Annotated in this window: 19 protein-coding genes; 2 read left to right on the forward strand and 17 right to left on the reverse strand. The window is 67.1% G+C overall.

Translation table 11 applies throughout. The annotated features are described in order from the left end of the window. Positions 1–107 precede the first annotated feature (107 nt). The 6 genes from E3O65_RS00850 to infC form a co-directional block, all read right to left on the reverse strand. Entirely contained in the window at positions 108–977 is an 870-nt protein-coding gene (locus E3O65_RS00850; protein ID WP_134361868.1) for a glutamate ABC transporter substrate-binding protein, read from the reverse strand. A gap of 37 nt (positions 978–1,014) precedes the next feature. Continuing rightward, positions 1,015–1,803 (reverse strand): amino acid ABC transporter ATP-binding protein, encoded by a 789-nt coding sequence (locus E3O65_RS00855; RefSeq protein WP_134361869.1) that lies wholly within the window; start codon positions 1,801–1,803, stop codon positions 1,015–1,017. A 70-nt stretch (positions 1,804–1,873) separates the two neighbouring features. Then, positions 1,874–2,674 (reverse strand): TrmH family RNA methyltransferase, encoded by an 801-nt coding sequence (locus E3O65_RS00860; RefSeq protein WP_134361870.1) that lies wholly within the window; start codon positions 2,672–2,674, stop codon positions 1,874–1,876. A 105-nt stretch (positions 2,675–2,779) separates the two neighbouring features. Beyond that, positions 2,780–3,166, reverse strand: coding sequence for a 50S ribosomal protein L20 (gene rplT, locus E3O65_RS00865; protein WP_134361871.1), 387 nt, complete (start codon positions 3,164–3,166; stop codon positions 2,780–2,782). Positions 3,167–3,194: 28 nt separating this feature from the next. Continuing rightward, on the reverse strand, positions 3,195–3,389 hold the full coding sequence (rpmI, locus tag E3O65_RS00870) for a 50S ribosomal protein L35 (RefSeq protein WP_104101228.1): 195 nt from the start codon (positions 3,387–3,389) through the stop codon (positions 3,195–3,197). Then, on the reverse strand, positions 3,382–4,008 hold the full coding sequence (gene infC, locus E3O65_RS00875; protein WP_104101226.1) for a translation initiation factor IF-3: 627 nt from the start codon (positions 4,006–4,008) through the stop codon (positions 3,382–3,384). The genes rpmI and infC overlap by 8 nt, the downstream gene beginning before the upstream one ends. 286 nt (positions 4,009–4,294) lie before the next feature. On the opposite strand from infC, the gene E3O65_RS00880 reads away from it, so the two are divergent. Beyond that, positions 4,295–4,642 carry a DUF1844 domain-containing protein gene (locus E3O65_RS00880; RefSeq protein WP_134361872.1) on the forward strand — a complete coding sequence of 116 codons (348 nt, stop codon included), beginning with the start codon at positions 4,295–4,297 and terminating at the stop codon, positions 4,640–4,642. 107 nt (positions 4,643–4,749) lie between these two features. On the opposite strand, the gene E3O65_RS00885 is transcribed toward E3O65_RS00880, so the two are convergent. The 8 genes from E3O65_RS00885 to E3O65_RS00925 all read right to left on the reverse strand — a co-directional run bounded on the left by E3O65_RS00885 (position 4,750) and on the right by E3O65_RS00925 (position 14,807). After that, entirely contained in the window at positions 4,750–5,529 is a 780-nt protein-coding gene (locus E3O65_RS00885; protein WP_134361873.1) for a DNA-formamidopyrimidine glycosylase family protein, read from the reverse strand. Further along, positions 5,522–10,165: an ATP-dependent helicase gene (locus E3O65_RS00890; protein WP_134361874.1), complete on the reverse strand. Its 4,644-nt coding sequence runs from the start codon at positions 10,163–10,165 to the stop codon at positions 5,522–5,524. The genes E3O65_RS00885 and E3O65_RS00890 overlap by 8 nt, the downstream gene beginning before the upstream one ends. A gap of 169 nt (positions 10,166–10,334) precedes the next feature. Continuing rightward, on the reverse strand, positions 10,335–11,135 hold the full coding sequence (locus tag E3O65_RS00895; RefSeq protein WP_134361875.1) for an SseB family protein: 801 nt from the start codon (positions 11,133–11,135) through the stop codon (positions 10,335–10,337). Further along, entirely contained in the window at positions 11,119–11,865 is a 747-nt protein-coding gene (gene priA / locus E3O65_RS00900; protein WP_134361876.1) for a bifunctional 1-(5-phosphoribosyl)-5-((5-phosphoribosylamino)methylideneamino)imidazole-4-carboxamide isomerase/phosphoribosylanthranilate isomerase PriA, read from the reverse strand. Before priA ends, E3O65_RS00895 begins: the two co-directional genes overlap by 17 nt. 55 nt (positions 11,866–11,920) lie before the next feature. Further along, positions 11,921–12,553 carry an imidazole glycerol phosphate synthase subunit HisH gene (gene hisH / locus E3O65_RS00905; protein WP_134361877.1) on the reverse strand — a complete coding sequence of 211 codons (633 nt, stop codon included), beginning with the start codon at positions 12,551–12,553 and terminating at the stop codon, positions 11,921–11,923. Further along, entirely contained in the window at positions 12,550–13,173 is a 624-nt protein-coding gene (gene hisB, locus E3O65_RS00910) for an imidazoleglycerol-phosphate dehydratase HisB (RefSeq protein ID WP_134361878.1), read from the reverse strand. The genes hisH and hisB overlap by 4 nt, the downstream gene beginning before the upstream one ends. A 26-nt stretch (positions 13,174–13,199) precedes the next feature. Continuing rightward, the gene (locus E3O65_RS00915) at positions 13,200–14,288 is read right to left on the reverse strand and encodes a histidinol-phosphate transaminase (protein ID WP_134361879.1); all 1,089 of its coding nucleotides are present in this window, start codon (positions 14,286–14,288) and stop codon (positions 13,200–13,202) included. A 162-nt stretch (positions 14,289–14,450) separates the two neighbouring features. Next, a complete protein-coding gene (locus tag E3O65_RS00925) occupies positions 14,451–14,807 on the reverse strand; it encodes a LysM peptidoglycan-binding domain-containing protein (RefSeq protein WP_134361880.1) in 357 nt (118 codons plus the stop codon). Between the two features lie 282 nt (positions 14,808–15,089). Here E3O65_RS00925 and lexA point away from each other — a divergent pair, with 282 nt between their 5' ends. After that, on the forward strand, positions 15,090–15,791 hold the full coding sequence (lexA, locus tag E3O65_RS00930) for a transcriptional repressor LexA (protein ID WP_134361881.1): 702 nt from the start codon (positions 15,090–15,092) through the stop codon (positions 15,789–15,791). A 90-nt stretch (positions 15,792–15,881) separates the two neighbouring features. Here lexA and metE read toward each other — a convergent pair whose 3' ends face one another. From metE to hflX, 3 genes are all read right to left on the reverse strand, one after another. Further along, positions 15,882–18,209 carry a 5-methyltetrahydropteroyltriglutamate--homocysteine S-methyltransferase gene (gene metE, locus E3O65_RS00935; RefSeq protein ID WP_134361882.1) on the reverse strand — a complete coding sequence of 776 codons (2,328 nt, stop codon included), beginning with the start codon at positions 18,207–18,209 and terminating at the stop codon, positions 15,882–15,884. Then, positions 18,206–19,216, reverse strand: a complete 1,011-nt coding sequence (locus E3O65_RS00940) for a methylenetetrahydrofolate reductase (protein ID WP_134361883.1) — start codon at positions 19,214–19,216, stop codon at positions 18,206–18,208. Before E3O65_RS00940 ends, metE begins: the two co-directional genes overlap by 4 nt. 317 nt (positions 19,217–19,533) lie before the next feature. Further along, complete coding sequence (hflX, locus tag E3O65_RS00945; RefSeq protein WP_134361884.1) at positions 19,534–21,072, reverse strand: GTPase HflX; 1,539 nt, start codon at positions 21,070–21,072, stop codon at positions 19,534–19,536. Positions 21,073–21,075 lie beyond the last annotated feature (3 nt).

Consider the following 21,075-nt stretch of genomic DNA (forward strand, 5'->3'; position numbering starts at 1 on the left):
TCTGTAGTGACTGTCTGGGTATCGTACGGGTGCAGGTTGAAATAGCTGATCGGGGCGGCCGTCTGCTGAGCCCGGCCGCCCCGCTCAGCGGGTGGTGCTGGTTGTGCTCAGTACCGGTTGACTGTCGGCGGGGTCGGGGTCTCGAGCACCGTGCCGGCAGTCGCTTCCCAGGCCTTGGCCCACGTGCCATCTTCAAAGGCCTCTTCGAGGACATCGTTGATGAAGGTGCGGAACTCCATGTCGTCCTTCTTCAGACCGATGCCGTAGGGCTCCTCGGTGAAGGGGTTGTCGACAACCTCGAACTCACCGGCGTTCTGGTCGGCGAGGCCGGCCAGAATGACGTTGTCCGTGGTCACAGCGACGACCTCGCCGCTGCGCAGCGGGCCGAGGCAGTTGGAGTACGTGTCAGTCGCGATCACGTTGTCGGTGTACGCGGCGATGTTCTTTTCCGACGTCGAGCCGCTCACGGTGCAGACGGGCTTGCCGGCGAGGTCTTCCGGGCCGGTGACCTTGTCCGGGTTTCCCGCGAGCACGAGCAGGTCCTGACCGGCCAGGTAGTACGGTCCGGCGAAGTCGACGACCTCCTTGCGGGTGTCGTTGATCGTGTAGGTCGCGACGACGAGGTCAACCTGGCCGTTCTGCAGGAAGGGCTCGCGGTTCGCCGACACGGTCTCGGTCCACTTGATGTTTTCGGCGGCGATGCCGAGCTTGGCGGCGATGAGCTTGCCCATCTCCACGTCGAAACCGACCGGCTTGTCATCCGGGCCCTTGAGGCCGAAGAGCGGCTGGTCGAACTTGGTGCCGATGGTGATCTTGCCGGCCTCATTCAGCTTGGCCATCGTGGTGCCGGCTTCGAACTCGACCGTTTCCTCGACCGGTGCAGCCTCAGGCGTCTCGGCGGAATCGGTACATCCGCTGAGCGTGAGCGCGCTTGCGAGGGCAATGGCCGAAATCATTAGACCTTTTCTGAGTCTCATGGGTATCTCCTGATTGCTGTGTAGTCCTGCACACCGGTTAGTGGGCAAGTATTTTGGAGAGGAAGTCTTTCGCTCTCGTGCTCTGGGGGTTCGTGAAGAACTTCTCGGGCGTGGTCTCTTCGACGATCTCACCCTCGGCCATGAAGATGACCCGGTCGGCGGCTCGACGGGCGAAGCCCATCTCGTGCGTGACGACGATCATGGTCATACCGTCGTTGGCGAGGTTGATCATGACCTCGAGCACCTCGTTGATCATCTCGGGGTCGAGCGCGCTGGTGGGCTCGTCGAGCAGGATGACTTTGGGGTCCATGGCCAGTGCCCGTGCGATGGCGACGCGCTGCTGCTGGCCGCCGGACAGCTGGGCCGGCATCTTCTTCGCCTGGTTGGCCACCCCGACGCGCTCGAGCAGCACCATGGCCTTTTCCTCGGCCTCGGCCTTCGACAGGCCACGAACCTTGATCGGCCCGAGGGTGACGTTCTCGAGAACGGTCTTGTGCGCGAACAGGTTGAATGCCTGGAATACCATTCCGACGTCGGCGCGCAACTTGGCCAGCGCCTTGCCCTCGGCCGGCAGCTTCACGCCGTCGATCGTGATGACGCCCGCGTCGATGGTCTCGAGCCGGTTGATGGCCCTGCACAGGGTGGACTTGCCGGAACCACTCGGTCCGATCACCACGACGACCTCACCGCGGTTGACGACGGCGTTGATCTTCTTCAGCACATGAAGGTCACCGTAGTGCTTGTCGACGTCGCTGATCACGACGAGAGGCTCACCGCGCAACACCGTGATGTTGGACGTCGCCGGCGCAGAATCTGTAGGCTCCATGTCCCCCAACCTAAGCTAGAGGGAGGGTCCTTCAGAACCACCGGCGCGCGGGGTTACCGAGCTGTGATGATCAGCTGCGCTGCGCGAATGCACTTTCGTACAGGCAAACACTGGCGGCCGTCGCCAGATTCATCGATTCGGCGTGACCGTAGATGGGCACCGAAATGGACCGGTCGACCAGGGCGAGGTCTTCGTCGGTGAGTCCGCGAGCCTCGTTGCCGAACAACCAGGCGGTCGGGGCGGTGAGCAGCCCTTCGGTGCGGGCGGTCAGCAGGTCGGTGCCCTTGACGTCGGCGGCGAAAATCTGCAAACCGGCGAACCTGGCGCGCTCGCGCACATCGGAGAGCGTGGCGCTGACGGCGACGGGAAGGTGGAAAATCGATCCTGTCGAGGAACGCACCACCTTCGGGTTGTACAGGTCCACGCTGCGGCCGGTGAGGATCACTGCGTCGGCGCCGGCGGCATCCGCGGCACGGATGATGGTGCCGGCGTTCCCAGGGTCACGCACCTCTTCAAGGATGGCGATGAGCTTGGGCTCGCCCGCGAAGATGTCCTTGACGGAGGTGGGGAACTGGCGGCAGACCGCGACGAAACCCTGAGGCGTGACGGTGTCGGCCATGGTCTCGAGCACCTGCTCGGTGACGAATTCGAGGTCGGCGCCTACCTCTTCGGCAACCTGGGCGATCTCGGGGTGACGCTCAAGGGCGGTGGGGGTCACGAAGAGTTCGACGACGAGCTCGGGCCGGAAGTTCAGGGCCTCGGAGACGGCTTGGGGGCCTTCCAAGAGGAACAGCCCCGTCTCAGAGCGAGCGGCTCGATTCGCCAGTTTCGCGACAGCCCGCACGCGCGGAGAACGGGGATTATCTAACATGCGTCCAGCTTACTTGCCGGGGCATGGGCCCAGTCACGCAAAACGGGAGCGGGCGCTGGGCCCGCTCCCGTGAAGAGTGCGCGTGGTGCTGGTACCGGCTGAAAGCTAAGCGGCGACCCTGGGTGCCGACGTGTCGGCGGGCAGTGCTGCCTTGGCGCTCTCCACGATGGCCGCGAACGTGGCGGGCTCGTTGACGGCCAGCTCGGCCAGCATGCGACGGTCGACCTGAATGCCGGCGAGGGCAAGACCCTGGATCAGACGGTTGTAGGTCAGGCCGTTCGCACGGGACGCGGCGTTGATCCGCTGGATCCACAGGCGACGGAAGTCACCCTTGCGTGCACGACGGTCACGGTAGCTGTAGGTGAAGGAGTGAGTCAGCTGCTCCTTGGCCTTGGTGACCAGACGCGAGCGCTGGCCGCGGTAGCCCTTGGCGCGCTCGAGAATTACGCGACGACTCTTGTGGGCGTTTACGGCCCTCTTTACTCTTGCCATTTTTCTTAGTTCCTTACGGGGTACGGGTCTAGCGACCGAGAAGCTTCTTGATGACCTTGGTGTCGGCCTTGGCCAGCACCTGGTCGTGGTTCAGGCGGGACTTGCGCTGGGTGCTCTTGACCTCGAGGTTGTGGCGCAGGCCGGCCTGCTGCTTCATGATCTTGCCGGAACCGGTGACCTTGAAACGTTTCTTCGTCCCGGAGTGGGTCTTCATCTTAGGCATCTTTTTCCTCCAGTTTCGCTGCTTTATCAGCAACTTTGTCAGCCTTGTCGGCAACCTTTTCTGCCCGATCGGCAGCCTTGTGTGCGTTGATCTCAGCCTTGGCTTCCGCTTTGTTCTTCAGCGGGCCAACGACCATGACCATGTTTCGACCGTCGATGGTCGGGCTAGATTCCACGGAACCGAACTCGGCGACATCCTCGGCAAATTTTTGGAGCAGACGTACACCCTGGTCGGGGCGGGACTGTTCACGGCCACGGAACAGAATCATGGCCTTGACCTTGTCGCCGGCCTTCAGGAAGCCTTCGGCGCGTTTGCGCTTGGTCTCGTAGTCGTGCTTATCGATCTTGAGACGGAAACGTACCTCTTTGAGGATCGTGTTCGCCTGGTTGCGCCGGGCCTCTTTCGCCTTCTGCGCAGCTTCGTACTTGAACTTGCCGTAGTCCATGATCTTGGCAACGGGCGGCTTCGAGGTCGGTGCAACCTCGACGAGGTCAAGGTCGGCCTCCTGTGCAAGGCGCAGCGCAACATCGATGGCCACGACCCCTACCTGCTCGCCGTTGGGACCAACGAGGCGAACTTCGGGGACGCGGATACGGTCATTTGTACGGGGATCGCTGATGCGTCTCTCCTCTTCTCATGCATCGTGACTACAGCCAGGTGACGGATGTCGCCCGGAGACGAAGAGAGGAAGATCGCGTCTGGATTGCCGAGGATTTCTCTCCGAACATCACAGACGACACCCTGACTACCTTCGAGAACCGGATTCCTGTCGGATTCCAGAGCCGCGAAGGCGGAGTGCAACTACCCGGTAACCTTTGTGAAGCGGTATGCGCGGGTGGGAGATTATCCACTTTCGTACCGAGACTTGCATCTCGGAGCCCGGACGAGTCTAACAGAGGAATGCAGTGAGCAACAGCAACGACCACGATGCCGCTCAGGCGACACGCGATATCGCCGATGTGCCGGCCGTGGAGATCATCACAACGGCATCCGTTCACCTGATGAGCGCCGCAGCGGTCAAGGTCGGTCTCGCCGACGATCCCGACAACCAGATCGACCTGGACGAGGCGCGCAAGCTGATCACTGCCCTTGCGGGCCTGATCACCGCCGCCGCCCCCGACATTGCCGATATGCACGCGCGCAGCCTGCGCGATGGACTGCGGTCGCTCCAGCTCGCGTTCCGTGAAGCGTCGACCATCCCGGACCCGATCGGCCAGGGCCCAGGCGAGAAGTTCACCGGCCCCGTCAACTAGGACCTGCCGAACGACTGGCCCGTCGAATCGACAGGTTTGAGGGGTGCGAATGTTTTCGCACCCCTCTCTCCAGTCGGTTCGGCGGGTTATTTCCGTTCTCGGCACCTTCAGGTCTGGCAGCGTGGGCACCACGCGGTCACCCGCAGTTCGAGGTCCGAGCGGCCGAGCAGCCCACGCTGGACGGTGCCGCCACAGCGCCGGCACGGCTGGCCGGCCCGGCCGTAGACCCAGCTCTGCATGCCCCGGCGGGCATTGCCGGTCGTGATCCGCTCCGTGCGATCACGGTTCGCCAGAATCAGGCGACGGGCCAAGGCCACGAGACCTGGGACATCCGTCACCTCGGCGACCGGGCGGGTCGGTAGCAGGCCCCGCAGGAAGCACAGCTCTGTGACGTACACGTTGCCGAGGCCTGCCAGGTTGCCCTGGTCAGCCAGCGCGACGGCGATGGGTTGGTCGGGCCGGCTCTCGAGGCGACGCACCACCTCCTCCGCGTGCCAATCGGGGCCGAGCAGGTCAGGTCCGAGATAGGCCAACAGATCGGCCTCAGCCTGGATCGGCACCACTTCGAGCAACCCGAGCTCGAAGCCCACGGCCACCCAGTCCGCCGTCTCGAGCACGATGCGCGCCTGAAAGGCGGGACGGCGCCACGCGCTCCCTGTGCGATAGAGGTGCCACGAGCCCTCCATCTTCAGATGCGAATGGATGCTGGCTGTTCCCACGCGCATGAGCAGATGTTTGCCGCGACTGACCACTTCATGCACGGTCTGCCCGGTCAGGTCAACGGTGGCGAACGCGGGCACCCGCACATCGCAGCGGGTGAGCCGCGCTCCGTGCAGGGCCCGATCGAGGTTCTGCGCGGTGCGGTAGACGGTGTCGCCCTCAGGCATGAAGCTTCAGCCCCCGCGGGGTGACGTCGAACCCTGACGCCTGCAGGGCGGCACCCACGGGGGTTCCGATCACGAACACCCCATTGACGGTTTCCACGCCGATCTTCGCGACCCGACCGGCGGTGACCGTGCGGGCGAGGGATACGGCGGCGGCCGTCACGGCGGCATCCGGTTCGGTGGCCGGCCTGCCTCCGGGCCGTGCCGGATCCGCTGGCGGGTCGAATGCGAGCACGGTCTTGCCGCCCCGCTCGACGTAGAGCACCAGAGCCCCGTCGACGAGCACGACCAGAGCACCGGCCTTGCGCCCCGGGCGGTGCCCGGTTCCTTCGGGGAGCGGCGGCCAGGGCAGCACGGAACCATACGGGTTGGCCGGGTCGGTGGCGGCCAGGGTGACGGCGGCATGCTGCGGATGCTGCCCATCGGCCACGAAGGACCGCAACCGGTCGATCGTGCCGACCGTGGCGAACTGGGCTGCCCCGAGCCCCTCGATGAAGTAGCCGCGACGGCACCGGCCCACCTCCTCGAAACCGCTGAGGGTGCGGTAGGCCAGCGCGAACCCGCCGGTCACGCCCTCCCCCATCACCGCGCCGCGCGTGACGACGCCGTAGCGTTCGAGCAGGGTCTCGCCGAGGGCGTGCGCACGCCGGGTGGGCGAGTCGTCGGCGACCGGCACGATCGACCAGCGGCCGGACACTGTGGGTGGCCCGGTGCGGGAGGGCAGGGTTCCCCGCGCGGGGATCCGCCCACCGTGCAGCCGTGCCCGCGGGGCCGGCCGGCGGGTGCTGTGCGCCGCGCGCCCGCCGGAGAGCAGGGCGCGCACGGGAGCGAAGGTGTCGTTGCCCACCAGCCCCGCCCAGACCAGATCCCACAGGGCTGCGGCGAGGGCGGTGTCGTCCTGGCTGCCGACGGCATCCGCCAGTTGCCGGAAGAAGAAGCCTCCACCTCCGGCCAGGGTCGTCAGGATCTCCTGCTGCAGTGCCGTGGTCTCCAGCGGTGTGGGCAGCGGGAGGGTGAGCGGCGCGGTGTCGCGCAGGTGCAGGCTGACCCAGCCGTCATTGCCGGCCAGTGTGCCGGCGCCCGCCCAGAGCACCTCTCCGGTGTTGGTGAGCTCGTCGAGCAGTGCCGGCCGGTAGTCGGCGACGCGGGCAGGCAGCACGAGGGTCTCCCAGGCCGACGCGGGAATGCGCGCGCCCTCCAACTGCTCGATGACGGATGCGACGCCGTCGATCCCACGCAGGCGCCCCCCCACATGCTGCCAGGCCGGTAGGAATCGGCCCATTGTCACCTGATCGACCGGCTCCACCTCGTGCCGCAGCGCGGCCAGGGACCGCCGGCGGAGACGGCGCAGCACCTCGGCGTCGCACCACTCGGGCCCGGAGCCGTGCGGGCGGAACTCACCCTCCATGAGACGGCGGGCTCCGGCGAGTCGGCGGAGCGCGACGTGGGCGACCGCGGGACCGAGTCCGAAGCGCGCGGCCACTTCGGCGAGCGTGAACGGGCCGTGGGTGCGGGCGTAACGGCTGACCAGGTCGCCCAGCGGGTCGGGCACCGGCTCAGTGAACACCGCCGGAACCCCCTGCGGCAGGGGAACACCGAGCGCGTCGCGGAGCCGTGCGGAGTCTTCGATGCCCGCCCACCACTGCTGGCCCGCGTACCCGACCGGGATGATGCGACGGGTGTCGACAAGCACCTGCAGGCCCTCGGCGGCGCCCGGGGACCCTTCCGGGTCGAGGCGGGCGGCCACTTCCGCGGTGGTGAGCGGCCCGAGGCCACGCAGCAGGTCGGCGATGCCTTCGATCCCCCGCGCCTTGCGGTCGGGGGCGAGTCGCTGCAGTTCCAGATCCGTCTGGTCGATCACGGCCGGGTCGAGCAGCTCCCGCAGCTCCACCCGGCCGAGCAACTCGGCGAGCAGGCTGGCGTCGAGCGAGAGGGCGGTCGCGCGGCGCTCGGCGAGCGGGGAATCCCCCTCGTACATGAACGCGGCCACGTAGCCGAAGAGGAGGGTGCTCGCGAAGGGGCTGGCGGCATCCGTCTGCGTCTCGACCAAGCGCAGTGCCCGACTGTCGAGGCGGCGGGTCAGGGCCAGCAGCGCGGGCAGATCGTAGACATCCTGCAGGCACTCGCGCACGGTCTCGAGGATGATCGGGAAGGTCGGGAAGGCCCGGGCCACATCGAGCAGCTGCGCAGCCTTCTGACGCTGCTGCCACAATGGCGACCGGCGGCCCGGGTTGTACCGCGGGAGCAGCAGGGCCCGCGCGGCGCATTCCCGGAACCGAGCGGCGAACAGGGCCGACCCGCCGACCTCGTCGGTGACCAACTGTTCGAGCTCGGCGGGTTCGAAAACGAAAAGGGAGCTGCCGGGCGGGTCCGACTCGGTGTCGGGGATGCGCACGACGATGCCGTCGTCGCTGGCGACGCAGGCCCCGTCGAGTCCGTAGCGTTCCCGCACGCGGGCGCCAACCGCCAGGGCCCATGGCGCATGCACCTGGAGCCCGAACGGGGAGTGCAGCACGACCCGCCAGTCGCCGAGTTCATCGCGAAAGCGTTCGACGACGAGGGTGTGATCCGTCGGAAGGTGGCCGGTTGCGGCACGCTGCTCCGCCAGGAAGGCCAGCAGGTTGTCCACGGCCCGCTCGTCGAGGCCGCCGGCCCGGCAGCGAACCCGGGCTTCGTCAGCGGGCAGGGCCGACAGCTCCCGCAGGAACGCGCCGATCGCCTCGCCGAGCTCGGCGGGCCGGCCCAGGCCGTCGCCTTTCCAGAACGGGAGCCGCCCCGGCTCGCCGAATGCGGGAAGCACCAGCACCCGGTCGTGGGTGATCTCCTGGATGCGCCAGCTGGTCGTGCCGAGGGCGAAGACGTCTCCGACCCGGGACTCGTAGACCATCTCCTCGTCGAGTTCGCCGACCCGACGGCCCGTGGTCGCGTCGCCTCCGACCATGAAGACGCCGAACAGGCCCCGGTCGGGGATGGTGCCGCCACTGGTTACCGCGAGACGCTGGGCGCCGGGACGGCCCGTGAGGATGCCGGTGTCCCGGTCCCAGACGATGCGCGGGCGCAGCTCTGCGAACTGATCGGACGGGTACCGGCCGGCGAGCAGGTCGAGGGTGGCCTCATAGGCAGACCGCGGGAGCGAGTGAAAGGGCGCGGCGCGGCGCACGGTGTCGAACCATTCCTCGGCGTGGATGGGTTCCAGGGCTGTCGCCGCCACGGTCTGCTGGGCGAGGATATCAAGCGGGTTCGACGGCACCTGGAGAGATTCGATCAGCCCGGCGGCCATGCGCTCGGCAGCGACGGCCGCATGGATGAGATCGGCCCGGTGCTTGGGGAAGATCACGCCGCGAGAGACCTCGCCCACCTGGTGACCGGCCCTGCCGATGCGTTGCAGCCCGCTCGCCACCGAGGGCGGAGACTCCACCTGTACGACCAGGTCGACGGCACCCATGTCGATTCCGAGCTCGAGGCTGGACGTTGCCACAACGCAGCGCAGCCGCCCGGCCTTGAGATCGTCTTCGATCAGGGCCCGCTGCTCCTTGCTCACAGAGCCGTGGTGGGCTCGGGCGAGCAGTGGATCGGCTCCGTCGCTCTGGCCGCTCGCGCCCATGAGGACGGCCGGCGGACGGGACGCCGCGGCGCCGACCGGCACGAGCGCGGGCTCCAGAGCGTCCTCCAGGCGCTGCGCGTAGATCTCGTTGAAGCGCGCAGTAAGGCGTTCGGCCAGCCGGCGGGAGTTCGCGAAGACGATCGAGGAGGTGTGTGCCAGCACCTCGTCGACGATGGCCTCTTCCACATGAGGCCAGATGGATCCGGTCTGCGGGGCCGCCGCGGCCGTGGCCCCTTCCCGCAGCGGCACCGGGCCGACCTGGCTCATATCGTCGACGGGAACGACAACGCTGAGGTCGAATCGTTTCGTCGACACGGGCGCCACGATCTCCACGGCCGCGGATCCGCCAAGGAACCGGGCTACCTCGGCCGCCGGACGCACGGTGGCCGAGAGCCCGATGCGCTGCGCCGGATGCTCCAAGAGGTCGTCGAGCCGTTCCAGGGAGACGGCCAGGTGCGCACCACGCTTGCTGGCCGCGACCGCGTGCACCTCGTCGATGATCACCGTGTCGACACCGCGCAGAGATTCGCGCGCGGCCGAGGTGAGCATGAGGAACAGCGATTCAGGCGTCGTGATGAGGATGTCGGGCGGCGTTTTGACCAGGCTGCGGCGCTCGGTGGCCGGGGTGTCCCCCGACCGCACCCCGACGGTCACCCGGGGCGGGGCGAAGCCGAGCCGCTCGGCGGCCTGGACAATGCCCACCAGCGGCGCTCGGAGATTGCGTTCCACATCGACGCCGAGGGCCTTGAGCGGCGAAATGTAGAGCACCCGGGTGCGCGGTGGTGCCAATGGTGCCGACACCGCCACCGATGCCTCCGCTCTAGCGGGCGCGGCGGCGGGCGCGGCCGCCAGGCGGTCGATGGCCCACAAGAAAGCCGCGAGGGTCTTGCCTGAACCGGTGGGCGCAACGACGAGCGCGTGCGAGCCGCGGGATATCGCGTCCCACGCCCCGAGCTGGGCCTCTGTGGGCGCGGCGAAGGCCTCGGCGAACCAGGCCCGGGTCGCCGGTGTGAATCGGTGCAGGACCTCGTTCATACAACCATCCTCGTCGATAGGACTGACAACACCCCTGGAACCAATTCGACGGAGATTTTGGGGCCCGCACCCGTTTTTGACCCCAAATGCGGTGGTTCGGCGTGAATCTGCGTCGAATTCGTCAGGGCGCGACTGTAACGCGGGACACGGGACGATGGATGCGGCACACCTATGCGGAGGGGACGAGCTGCACGGTGAGCGAGTCGACCTGCGTGGCGATCAGGTCGCTCGCCGACCAGCGCGCGGCGAGCCGGGCCAAAGTGGCGTCGAGCTCGGTGCGGGTCAGCCCGTCGACGAGTTCGAGGCGCACGATCAGTTCCGGTCCGGCGAGCCGGCCACCGGGGTCGCCGGGAGCCAGCTCCACCCCGAGCACGCTCAGCTCGGAGGCGATGGACTCCGCGAAGGCATCCGCGACGGGGCGGCTGGCATAACTCGGGGTCCAGGGCAGCGATTGGGCGATGGCCCATAGGGCGGGGCGCCGCACCACGAACTCGGTGGTCGCGGTCGGATCGAGAACAACCAGGTCGGTGTTCTCCTGCGCTGCGGCGAGGGCGACGCGCACGCCGTCGGAGGGCACGGGACGGGCCTCGGTGTTCCAGGACGCCATCGCGGCGACCGACGAGAACACCGGCAGCACCGTGCGTCCGTCGGGACCGACCACGGTGATGATCGACAATTCCTGGGTCTTGTCGACGACGAGTCCGGCGTCGGTCACGCCCGACTCACCGAGTTCGGTGACCAGGGGAACGAGTAGGCGCGAGCCACGGATAGCGTCGATCACCGTCTCCTCGCCCGCTTCCCGTGCCTGAAAACGGCGCACAGCGTCCAGCAGAGGTGCGGGCGCGAGACCGTCGTCGTCGGAGTGCAGACTCGGCGCGAACGTGCGCCCTGCCCACGGCTGCCCGGCCGAGTCGCCGCCGCCGGGACCGCCGGACAGGCCGGTGGAGCCGAGGTTACGCGCCCGCGACATCCAGCGCCTCGCCCAAGGTGAATGCTCCCGCGTACAGGGCCTTGCCGACGATGGCACCCTCGAGACCGAGAGGAACCAGCTCACGTAGCGCGCGGAGGTCGTCCAGGCTGGAAATGCCGCCGGATGCGACGACCGGGCGGTCAGTGCGTTCCATGACCTGGCGGAGCAGGTCGATGTTGGGTCCCTGCAGCGTGCCGTCCTTGGTCACGTCGGTGACGACGTAGCGCGAGCAACCGGCTTCTTCGAGGCGGGCCAGCACCTGCCAGAGGTCGCCACCCTCCTTGGTCCAGCCGCGCGCGGCGAGGGTCGTTCCGCGCACGTCGAGCCCGACGGCGACGGCGTCACCGTGCCGAGCGATGATTTGGGCGGCCCACATGGGGTTCTCCAGCGCGGCGGTGCCGAGGTTGATCCGGCTGACACCCGCATTCAGTGCCGCGTCCAGGGACGCGTCGTCGCGGATGCCGCCGGACAGCTCGATCTTCACGCCCGTGACCTCCCGGATCACGGTGCGGATGACATCCGTGTTGTTACCGCGACCGAACGCCGCGTCGAGGTCGACGAGGTGGATCCACTCGGCGCCCTGGCGGGCCCAATCGAGGGCTGCCTCGACGGGATCACCGTAGTTGGTCTCCGTGCCGGCCTCACCCTGGGTCAGGCGCACCGCCTTGCCGTCGGCAACGTCGACGGCGGGCAGCAGCACGAGACGGGGGGAAAGATTGTTCGCAGTCATGGGTGTCCTCGATTGGGAATGGTCGCGGCGACCGGTTGAGTCAGGAGAAGGGAAGTTAGTCGTGGAGCGTGCCGAGCCAGTTGGACAGCAAACGGATGCCGGCCTCGCCGGATTTCTCCGGGTGGAACTGGGTGGCCGTGAGCGGTCCGTTCTCGATGGCTGCCAGAAACGGCTGCCCGTGCTCGGACCAGGTGAGGACCGGCTTCGGAAACGGCGGCATGACGTCGAGAGTCCAGGCGTGAGCGGCGTACGAGTGCACGAAGTAGAAGCGTTCCTGCTCGATCCCGCGGAACAAGGCCGAGCTTTCTCCCGGCGAGACCGTGTCCCATCCCATGTGCGGCAGAACGGGGGCGTCCAGCCGGGTGACCGTGCCGGGCCATTCGCCCAGGCCCTCCGTATCGATTCCTCGTTCGACTCCGTGCTCGAACATGATCTGCATGCCCACGCAAATGCCGAGCACCGGGCGTCCGCCCGCGATCCGGCGGTCGATGATTTCGTCGCCCCGCACCGCCGTCAGCGCCTGCATCACGGCACTGAACGCCCCCACGCCGGGTACGACCAGACCGTCGGCCTCGAGCGCCCGACGACGGTCGCTGGTCAGCGTGACGTGGGCCCCGGCCAGTTCGAGCGCTTTGACGGCGGAGTGCACGTTGCCCGTCCCGTAGTCGAAGACGACGACGTTGGTCACAGGGCACCCTTGGTGGACGGAATACCGGCGACCAGCGGATCAAACGCCTTCGCCTGCCGGAACGCCCGAGCGAAAGCCTTGAACTCCGCTTCGGCGATGTGATGCGGGTCGCGGCCGCCCTGCACCGTGACGTGCACGGTGAGTCCGGCGTTGAAGGCCACGGCCTCGAACACGTGGCGCACCATCGAGCCGGTGAAGTGGCCGCCGATCAGGTGGTATTCGAAACCCGCCGGTTCGCCTCGGTGTACGAGGTATGGGCGTCCGGAGATGTCGACGACGGCCTGCACGAGCGCCTCATCGAGCGGCACGAGGGCGTCGCCGTACCGGGAGATGCCGGACTTGTCCCCGAGGGCCTGTTTGATGGCCTGTCCGAGCAGGATGCCGACGTCTTCGACGGTGTGGTGCACGTCGATCTCGATGTCACCGCGCGCCCGCACGGTGAGGTCAGTCAGCGAGTGCTTCGCGAACGCGGTCAGCAGGTGGTCGTAGAACGGAACCGAGGTCTGAATGTCGGACTCACCGGTACCGTCGAGGTTGAGCGACAAGTCGATGCTGGACTCGCTCGTCTCCCGCTGCAGGTGGGCGAAACGGGGCGGAGTGGTCACGGAGGAGAAGCTCATGCGCCTAGTTTATTGGCCCGGGCGGGTCACGGGTGCCCGAGCGCTTCGAGGGCCGTGAGGAAAGCCGTTGTCTCCGCTTCGGTTCCGGCGCTGACGCGCAAGTGGCCGGGGATGCCGACGTCTCGCACGAGGACGCCGTCGGCCAGCAGGGCCTCGAACGTGGCCCGCGGATCTTCGACCCCGCCGAACAACACGAAGTTGCTCGAGCTCCGCAGTGGCGCGTAACCGAGGAAGGTCAGCTCACTGGTAATGCGCTCACGCTGAGAACGGATGTCATCGACCATCGCGAGCATCGCCGGGGTGTGGGCGAGAGCGGCTACCGCGGCCGCCTGAGTGAGCGCCGACAGGTGGTAGGGCAGGCGCACCAAGCGCAGCGCATCCGTCACGGCCGGGTCGGCGGCCAGATACCCGACTCGAGCACCTGCAAACGCGAACGCCTTGCTCATGGTGCGGGAGACCAGCAGACGTTCCCGGCCGGGCAGCAGGCTCAGGGCGCTGGGGGAATCGGTCGGACCGAACTCATAGTAGGCCTCGTCTACGACCACGATACCGTCGGTCGCGTCGTAGACCGCGGCGATAGTGTCCAGCGACAGTGGCGTGCCCGTGGGGTTGTTCGGCGAGCACAGGAAGACGAGGTCTGGGGCGACCCGGTTAACCCACTCGACGGCCGTGGCCGGGCTGAGTTCAAAATCTGCATCGCGCTCGCCTGCGATCCAACGGGTACCGGTTCCGGAGGCGAGCAGGGAATACATCGAATATGTCGGCGCAAACCCGAGCACGGTCCTCCCGGAACCCCCGAAGGCCTGCAGCACCTGCTGCAGCACCTCGTTGGAACCGTTCGCCGCCCAGATGTTCTTACGGGTCAGGCCGTGGCCGAGGTACCGGGCGAGGGAATCGCGCAGTTCCGTGAACTCTCGATCGGGATACCGGTTGACGGTTCTCACCGCGACCGCCAGCGCGGCGACGATGCCCTGTGCCACATCGTCCGGGATGCCGTGCGTGTTCTCATTCACATTGAGAGCCACCGGCACGTGCAGCTGGGGGGCCCCGTAGGGAGTGAGTCCGCGCAGATTATCGCGGAGGGGCAGGTCGTTGAGACTGGTCACTCCCCCCATGTTACCGGGGAGTCCGGTTCCGCAGGATCAGCACTCGTTCAGTCAGCACTCATCGGATCAGAACTCGTCGGATCAGCACTCATCGGATCAGCACTCATCGGATCAGAAATTGTCGGATCAGAACTTGTCGGATCAGCACTCGTCGGATCGGCACGTGTCGGATCAGAACTCGTTCGGCAGGGCGAGGCGCTGACCGGGCTGCACGCTGTCGGACGGCAATTGGTTGAGACTCACGATCTCGGCGATCACGTCGCGCGGGTCGGACGTCGGGGCGACGGTCTCGGCGAGTTGCCACAGTGACTGGCCCGATTGAATGGTCACGTAGTCGAAGGCCGTGGCCACACGGCCGACCGTCGAGCTCTCGGCGGCGGCGAGACCGCCGTTCAGCACAACGACGAGTGCCGTGACGACGAAAGGCACGCCCGCAAGCGCCGTGAAAACAACGCGACCGCGGCGGGTCAAACGCAGCCGGCTGCGTCCCGTCGCGATCGGGGTGCCCAGATCAAGTGCAGTGCTCATATCTAACCTCCTGTAAGAAGACGCATCCGACTCTCGGCCGGGAGAGCCGGATGCGAACTTATGTTCCGAATGTATATTCGATAATTCGAACAATCAAGCCCTTTTCGATAGTTTCTGAAAAGAATTTCGCGACACACTCGAATACTTGTTTGTTTTCTGAGCGTGGGATGGATACAGTTTCGATTGTCTGGTCGAAACTCAATCAGGCACCCCCGACATTCGCGTGACACGGTCGCCATCCTGGCCGCCGCCAGCGCCAAATCGACACGAGGAGCGACGAACGTGGCACAAGACACCAGCGGTCCCCGCGACAAGGGCGGCACCAGACGACGCAAGAGTCTGAGCGAGAAACAGCTCGCCATCCTCGACGTGATTCAGCGTTCGGTCAGCCAGCGCGGTTATCCGCCGAGCATGCGTGAGATCGGCGACGCCGTCGGGCTCGCCTCCCTGTCGAGCGTCACCCACCAGCTCAACCAGCTGGAATTGAGCGGTTACCTACGCCGCGACCCGAATCGTCCCCGCGCCCTCGAGGTTCTGATCGAGATCCCGCAGTCCCCCGAAGACACCACGACTGGCGCGGAGAACTTCCACACCGGGGTCCAGGTCGGTGACGCCGCGATGGTGCCGCTCGTCGGCCGCATCGCTGCCGGGATTCCGATCACCGCCGAACAGCAGATCGACGAGATATTCCCGCTCCCCCGCCAATTGGTTGGCAAGGGTGATCTCTTCATGCTCAAGGTGATGGGTGAGTCCATGATCGACGCGGCCATCATGGATGGCGACTGGGTCGTCGTTCGGCAGCAGAAGACCGCGGAGAACGGCGAGATCGTCGCGGCCATGCTCGACAACGAGGCCACAGTGAAGGTGTTCCGCCAACGCGACGGTCACACCTGGTTGCTCCCCCGCAACACCAACTTCGAACCGATTGTCGGCGACCACGCAGAAATTCTCGGCAAGGTCGTTGCGGTGCTGCGCTCGGTGTAGGTCCGATATCGCCCGCGCACTGAAGAGGCCGGGAACGAACACCGTGTGGGTGTCGTTCCCGGCCTCCTGCGTGGATGCGGCCGGCGCGGTCTACGCGGGGACGGACAGGCGTGTACGCACGGCGTGGGTGGCGGCGAGCATGTTCTGCAGGGACTCCACCGTCTCGGCGTAGCCCCTGGTCTTCAGTCCGCAATCCGGATTCACCCAGATTTGGCCGGACGGGATGGCTCGGGCGGCCCGCTCGAGCAGGTCGGTGAGCTCGGCGACACTCGGGACCCGTGGCGAGTGGATGTCCCACACACCTGGGCCGATCCCGTGGTCGAAGCCGGAGGTCTGGATGTCCCCGACGACCTCCATGCGCGACCGCGCCGCCTCGATGCTGGTGACGTCGGCGTCCAGATTGCGGATCGCGTCGATGACGACGCCGAATTCGGAGTAACACAGGTGCGTGTGGATCTGTGTCGCTTCGGCCGCACCGGCCGTGGCCAAGCGGAACGAGCCCACCGACCAGTCGAGGTAGTCCGCCTGGTCCTTCTTCTTCAGCGGCAGCAGTTCCCGCAGCGCGGGCTCGTCAACCTGAACGATTCGGATTCCGGCCCTCTCGAGGTCGGCGATTTCATCGCGGAGCGCCAGGGCCACCTGCCGGGCCGTCTCGCCGAGCGGCTGGTCGTCGCGCACGAACGACCAGGCGAGGATGGTCACCGGGCCGGTGAGCATTCCCTTCACCGGCTTGAGCGTCAGACCCTGGGTATAGGCCGACCACTCGACCGTGATCGGCTGCGGCCGGGACACGTCTCCCCACAGGATCGAGGGACGCACGCACCGGCTCCCGTACGACTGCACCCAGCCGTTCTCGGTGACCGCGAATCCGTCGAGGTTCTCGGCGAAATACTGCACCATGTCGTTGCGCTCCGGCTCGCCGTGCACCAGTACGTCAAGGCCGATCTCTTCCTGCAGCGTGACCACGCGCGCTATCTCAGCACGCATCAGGTCGCGGTAGTCCCCTGCGCTCAGCGACCCCGTGAGAAAGTGCGCTCTGGCCCGGCGGATGTCTCCCGTCTGCGGGAAGGATCCAATCGTTGTTGTCGGCAGGAATGGCAGCCCCAGGGTGGCCTTCTGTGCCGCCACCCGTGCGGCGTAGTCGCCGCGGCTGAAATCGGTCGCGGTGAGTGCATCCGTGCGCACCCGCACGGCGCCGTCGTGCACGCCGGGGGCGACCCGTCTCGCGTCGAGGGCTGCAGAGGCGGCCGCGAGTTCGACGGCGATGGCAACACGCCCCTCGGAGAGACCCCGGGCGAGCGTGGCCACCTGGGTGACCTTCTGGTCGGCAAAGGCCAGCCAACTCGTCAACTCGGCGCTCAGCGCCGATTCGTCGTTGACGTCGTGCGGCAGGTGCAGCAGCGAAGTCGAGGTGGAGACTGTGACCCGAGGTGAGAGGCACGCCAAACCGGCCACGGTCTCGAAAGCCCTCTCCAGGTCACCACGCCAGATGTTGTGCCCGTCGATGACACCGGCGACCAGCGTGGTCGTCTCAAGCCCGGCCGTCACGGTGGGCACCGTTCCCCGCACCAGGTCGAGCCCGATGGCTTCCACCGCGGTGGCGGCGAGAACGGGCAGTGCGTCGTCGAGGCTGCCGTAGGGCGCCGCGACGAAGATCGCGGGGCGATCGGCGAGGGCGCCGAGAGTGGTGTACGCGGAGTGAACCGCGGCCAGGGCATCCGCTCGCGGGATGTCGATGCTCTCGCTGACGAGGGCAGGTTCATCGAGCTGTACCCATTCAGCGCCGGCCGCGCGCAGCCGCTGCAGGAGGGCCGCGTAGACGGGCACCAGGTCTTCGAGGCGCTCCAGCGGACTGAAGCCCGTGGGAGCCTCGTCGCTCGGCTTGCTGAGCAGCAGGAACGTGACCGGGCCGACAATGACCGGACGGGTCAGGAATCCGGCGGCTTTCGCCTCCGCGAACTCACGCACAAGACGGTCGCTGGCAAGGGAGAACGCGGTCTCAGGGCCGATTTCCGGCACGAGGTAGTGATAGTTGGAGTCGAACCATTTGGTCATCTCGAGCGGCGGGTGGTCGCCAGCACCACGGGCGAGGGTGAAGTACCCGGCCAGGTCGATGCGCCCATCGCCACCCTGGAGGTTTGCAAACCGCGCCGGGACTGCGCCCACCGTGCACAGGGCGTCCAGAACCTGGTCGTAATACGAGAACGATTCCGGGATTGATGAGTCGTCCCGGCCGAGTCCGAGCCGCACGAGGCGCTCCCGGGTGCTCCGGCGCAGGGCGACCGCGGTGGCTTCGAGCTCGTCCGCGGTGACCGATCCGGCCCAGAACGCTTCGACGGCCTTCTTCAGTTCACGGCGCGGACCGATGCGGGGATAGCCGAGGATGGTGCCGGCGGGGAAAGTGGGGAACGTGGTCATGAGTACTCCTTGGCAGGGTCAGAGGCAGGTGGTGCTGAGGCGGACGGGGCAGAGGCAGAGGAGGTGGGGGTGAGAAGACCGCAGCCGTCGAGAACGGAGAGCACGGTCTCGTGCTGGTTGAAGGCGTAGAGGTGCAGACCGGGGGCGTCGCCGGCGATGAGTTCCCGGGCCAGTGCGGTGGCCTGACGGATGCCGATCTCACGCTGGCCTTCCTTCGTCGGCTCCACCTCCAGGGCGATCGCAAGCTCGGACGGAAGCTCCTCGCCAGACAACTCGAGGATGCGGCGCAGCCGGGCCGGACTTGTGACCGGCATGATCCCGGGCAGGATCGGAAACTCGACACCCGCGGCCCGGGCCCGCTGAATGAAGCTGAGGTAGTGGTCGGCGTGGAAGAAGAGCTGGGTGATCGCCAGGTTCGCGCCGGCGGCCTGCTTGGCCAGCAGCGTGTCGATGTCCTGGGCCGTCGACCGGGAGCGCGGATGGCCGTTCGGGAAGGCCGCCACGGCGATGCGCACCTTGTTCCGCTCCCTCGTGATCGAGCGGGCGGCGGGGAGCCCCGGGATGACGGATTCGCGGTACGGCTCCCGCTCGGCCTGCACCCGGTGGATGAGCTGCACCAGTTCCGCCGCACTGCCCAGGTCGCCGAGGAAGGCTTCCCCCTCACGAGCACCCTCCGGCGGGTCACCGCGCAGGGCCAGGAAGCTCCGCACCCCGGCATCCAGGAATTCCCGGATCAGCTGGCTGGCTTCCGCATTCGAGGATCCGACGCAGGTGAGATGAGCCAGCGGGTCCACTGTGGTGGTGCGCAGGATGTGGGTGAGCACGTCGAGGGAGGACCGCCGTGAGGAGCCGTTCGCGCCGTAGGTGACCGAGATGAAATCGGGGCCCGCGGCGGCAAGCCGCAGGATGGTGGCGTGCAGAGCGGAAGTGGCGGCATCCGATTGAGGCGGATACAGCTCGAACGAGAACGGGATGTTCCCGCACGCAGGGTCCGAGGTGGTTGGCATTGCTCCTCATTCGACAGTTGCCAGTGGCGGGCACTGGGGCCGGGCGGCCGCGGACCGCCAGACAAGCCGGGCGGGTGTTCGCGGGCGGGTGCCGGGCTCGGCTGTCGCTCCATGCCGCCGGCCAGGTGACCCGCAGCAACGATTGAGAAGACTCTAACAAGCACGCCGGAAGGGCGGCCGGCCTGTGACCGAATGTGTCACGAGGCCAGACCGCAGCTTTACCGGCGAGGGACCAAGGCGCGAGAAACGAGCGCGACGGGACGCCCTCCGTCAGGGCGAAGCACCGCACCGATGAACGTTCCGAGTGCGGAGAGCGGTCAGCCGGCGACGGCCGGCCGCACGGCGAACGGTTCGAACTGGGCCTGGATCTCCTCGGTCACGAGCGCTGTCACCTCGGTGCCGGTCTCGGCGTACTCAGTGGAGAGGATTGTGCCCTGCTCGTGCAGAACGGCGATCAGGTCGCCCCGCTCATAGGGGATCAGCAGCTCGAGCTTAATCGACGGCCGCGGCAACAGGTCGGCGGCGGCCGTGAGCAGCTCCTCGATTCCCTCCCCGGTGCGAGCCGAGACGAAGATGCCCTGCGGCCACAGTCCGCGCAGCACGAGCCGGTCGTCTTCGCTGACCAGGTCGCTTTTGTTGAAGACGACAATTTCGGGAATCTCCCGGGCGCCGACCTCGGCGATCACCTCGCGCACGGTGGACAGCTGGCTGGACGGGTCAGGGTGCGAGCCATCGACGACGTGCACGATGACGTCGGCGTCGGCAACCTCCTCGAGGGTGGAGCGGAACGCCTCCACCAACTGATGCGGCAGGTTGCGCACGAACCCGACGGTGTCGGTCAGCGTGTACAGCCGCCCATCGGTCGTGGTGGACTTGCGCACCGTGGCGTCCAGGGTGGCGAAGAGGGAGTTCTCGACGAGAACGCCGGCCCGAGTGATGCGGTTGAGCAGGCTCGACTTACCGGCGTTGGTGTAGCCGACGATGGCAACGGATGGCACGGCGTTGCGCTTTCGATTGGCTCGCTTGGCCTCGCGGGCGGGTTTCATTTCCAAGATCTGCTTGCGGAGTCGGGACATCCGGGTATGGATGCGCCGGCGGTCCAGTTCGATCTTGGTCTCACCGGGTCCGCGCGACCCCATGCCGGCGCCGGCGCCACCCACCTGGCCGCCGGCCTGGCGGGACATGGAATCCCCCCAGCCGCGCAGACGCGGAAGCAGGTACTCGAGTTGGGCGAGTTCGACCTGCGCCTTGCCCTCCCGGCTTTTGGCGTGCTGGCTGAAGATGTCGAGGATCACGGCGGTGCGGTCGATGACCTTCACCTTGACGACGTCCTCGAGTGCGCGCCGCTGGCTGGGGGCGAGCTCAGTATCGGCGATGACGGTATCGGCGCCCATGGCCTTGACGATGCCCGCGACTTCCTCGGCCTTGCCCTTGCCGAGATAGGTGCTGGCGTCGGGCTTGGCCCGGCGCTGCATCAGACCGTCGAGCACGGTGGCGCCAGCGGTTTCGGCCAACGCGGCGAGTTCGCGCATGGAGTTCTCCGCATCCGCCACGGTTCCGTGAGTGTACAGACCGATCAGAACGACGTTCTCCAGGCGAAGTTGGCGGTATTCGACCTCGGTGACATCCTCGAGCTCGGTGGAGAGGCTCGGCACCCGGCGCAAGGCGTTGCGATCCTCCCGGTCCTGCTGCACGCCGTCGTGGCCCTCGTTGTCGTGGGACGGTTCAGACTCGGCCTGCAACGCCTGGGCGGAGCCGCTGCGGAAGAGCGAATATCCGGCGGACTTGCTGTCGGCGCTGGCGAGAACGCGCGCGACCACATCGTCGGTGCCGTCGTTGTCGATTGACTCAGTCATTCC

It is taken from the genome of Cryobacterium breve, from assembly GCF_004402375.1.
GTDB lineage: Bacteria > Actinomycetota > Actinomycetes > Actinomycetales > Microbacteriaceae > Cryobacterium > Cryobacterium breve.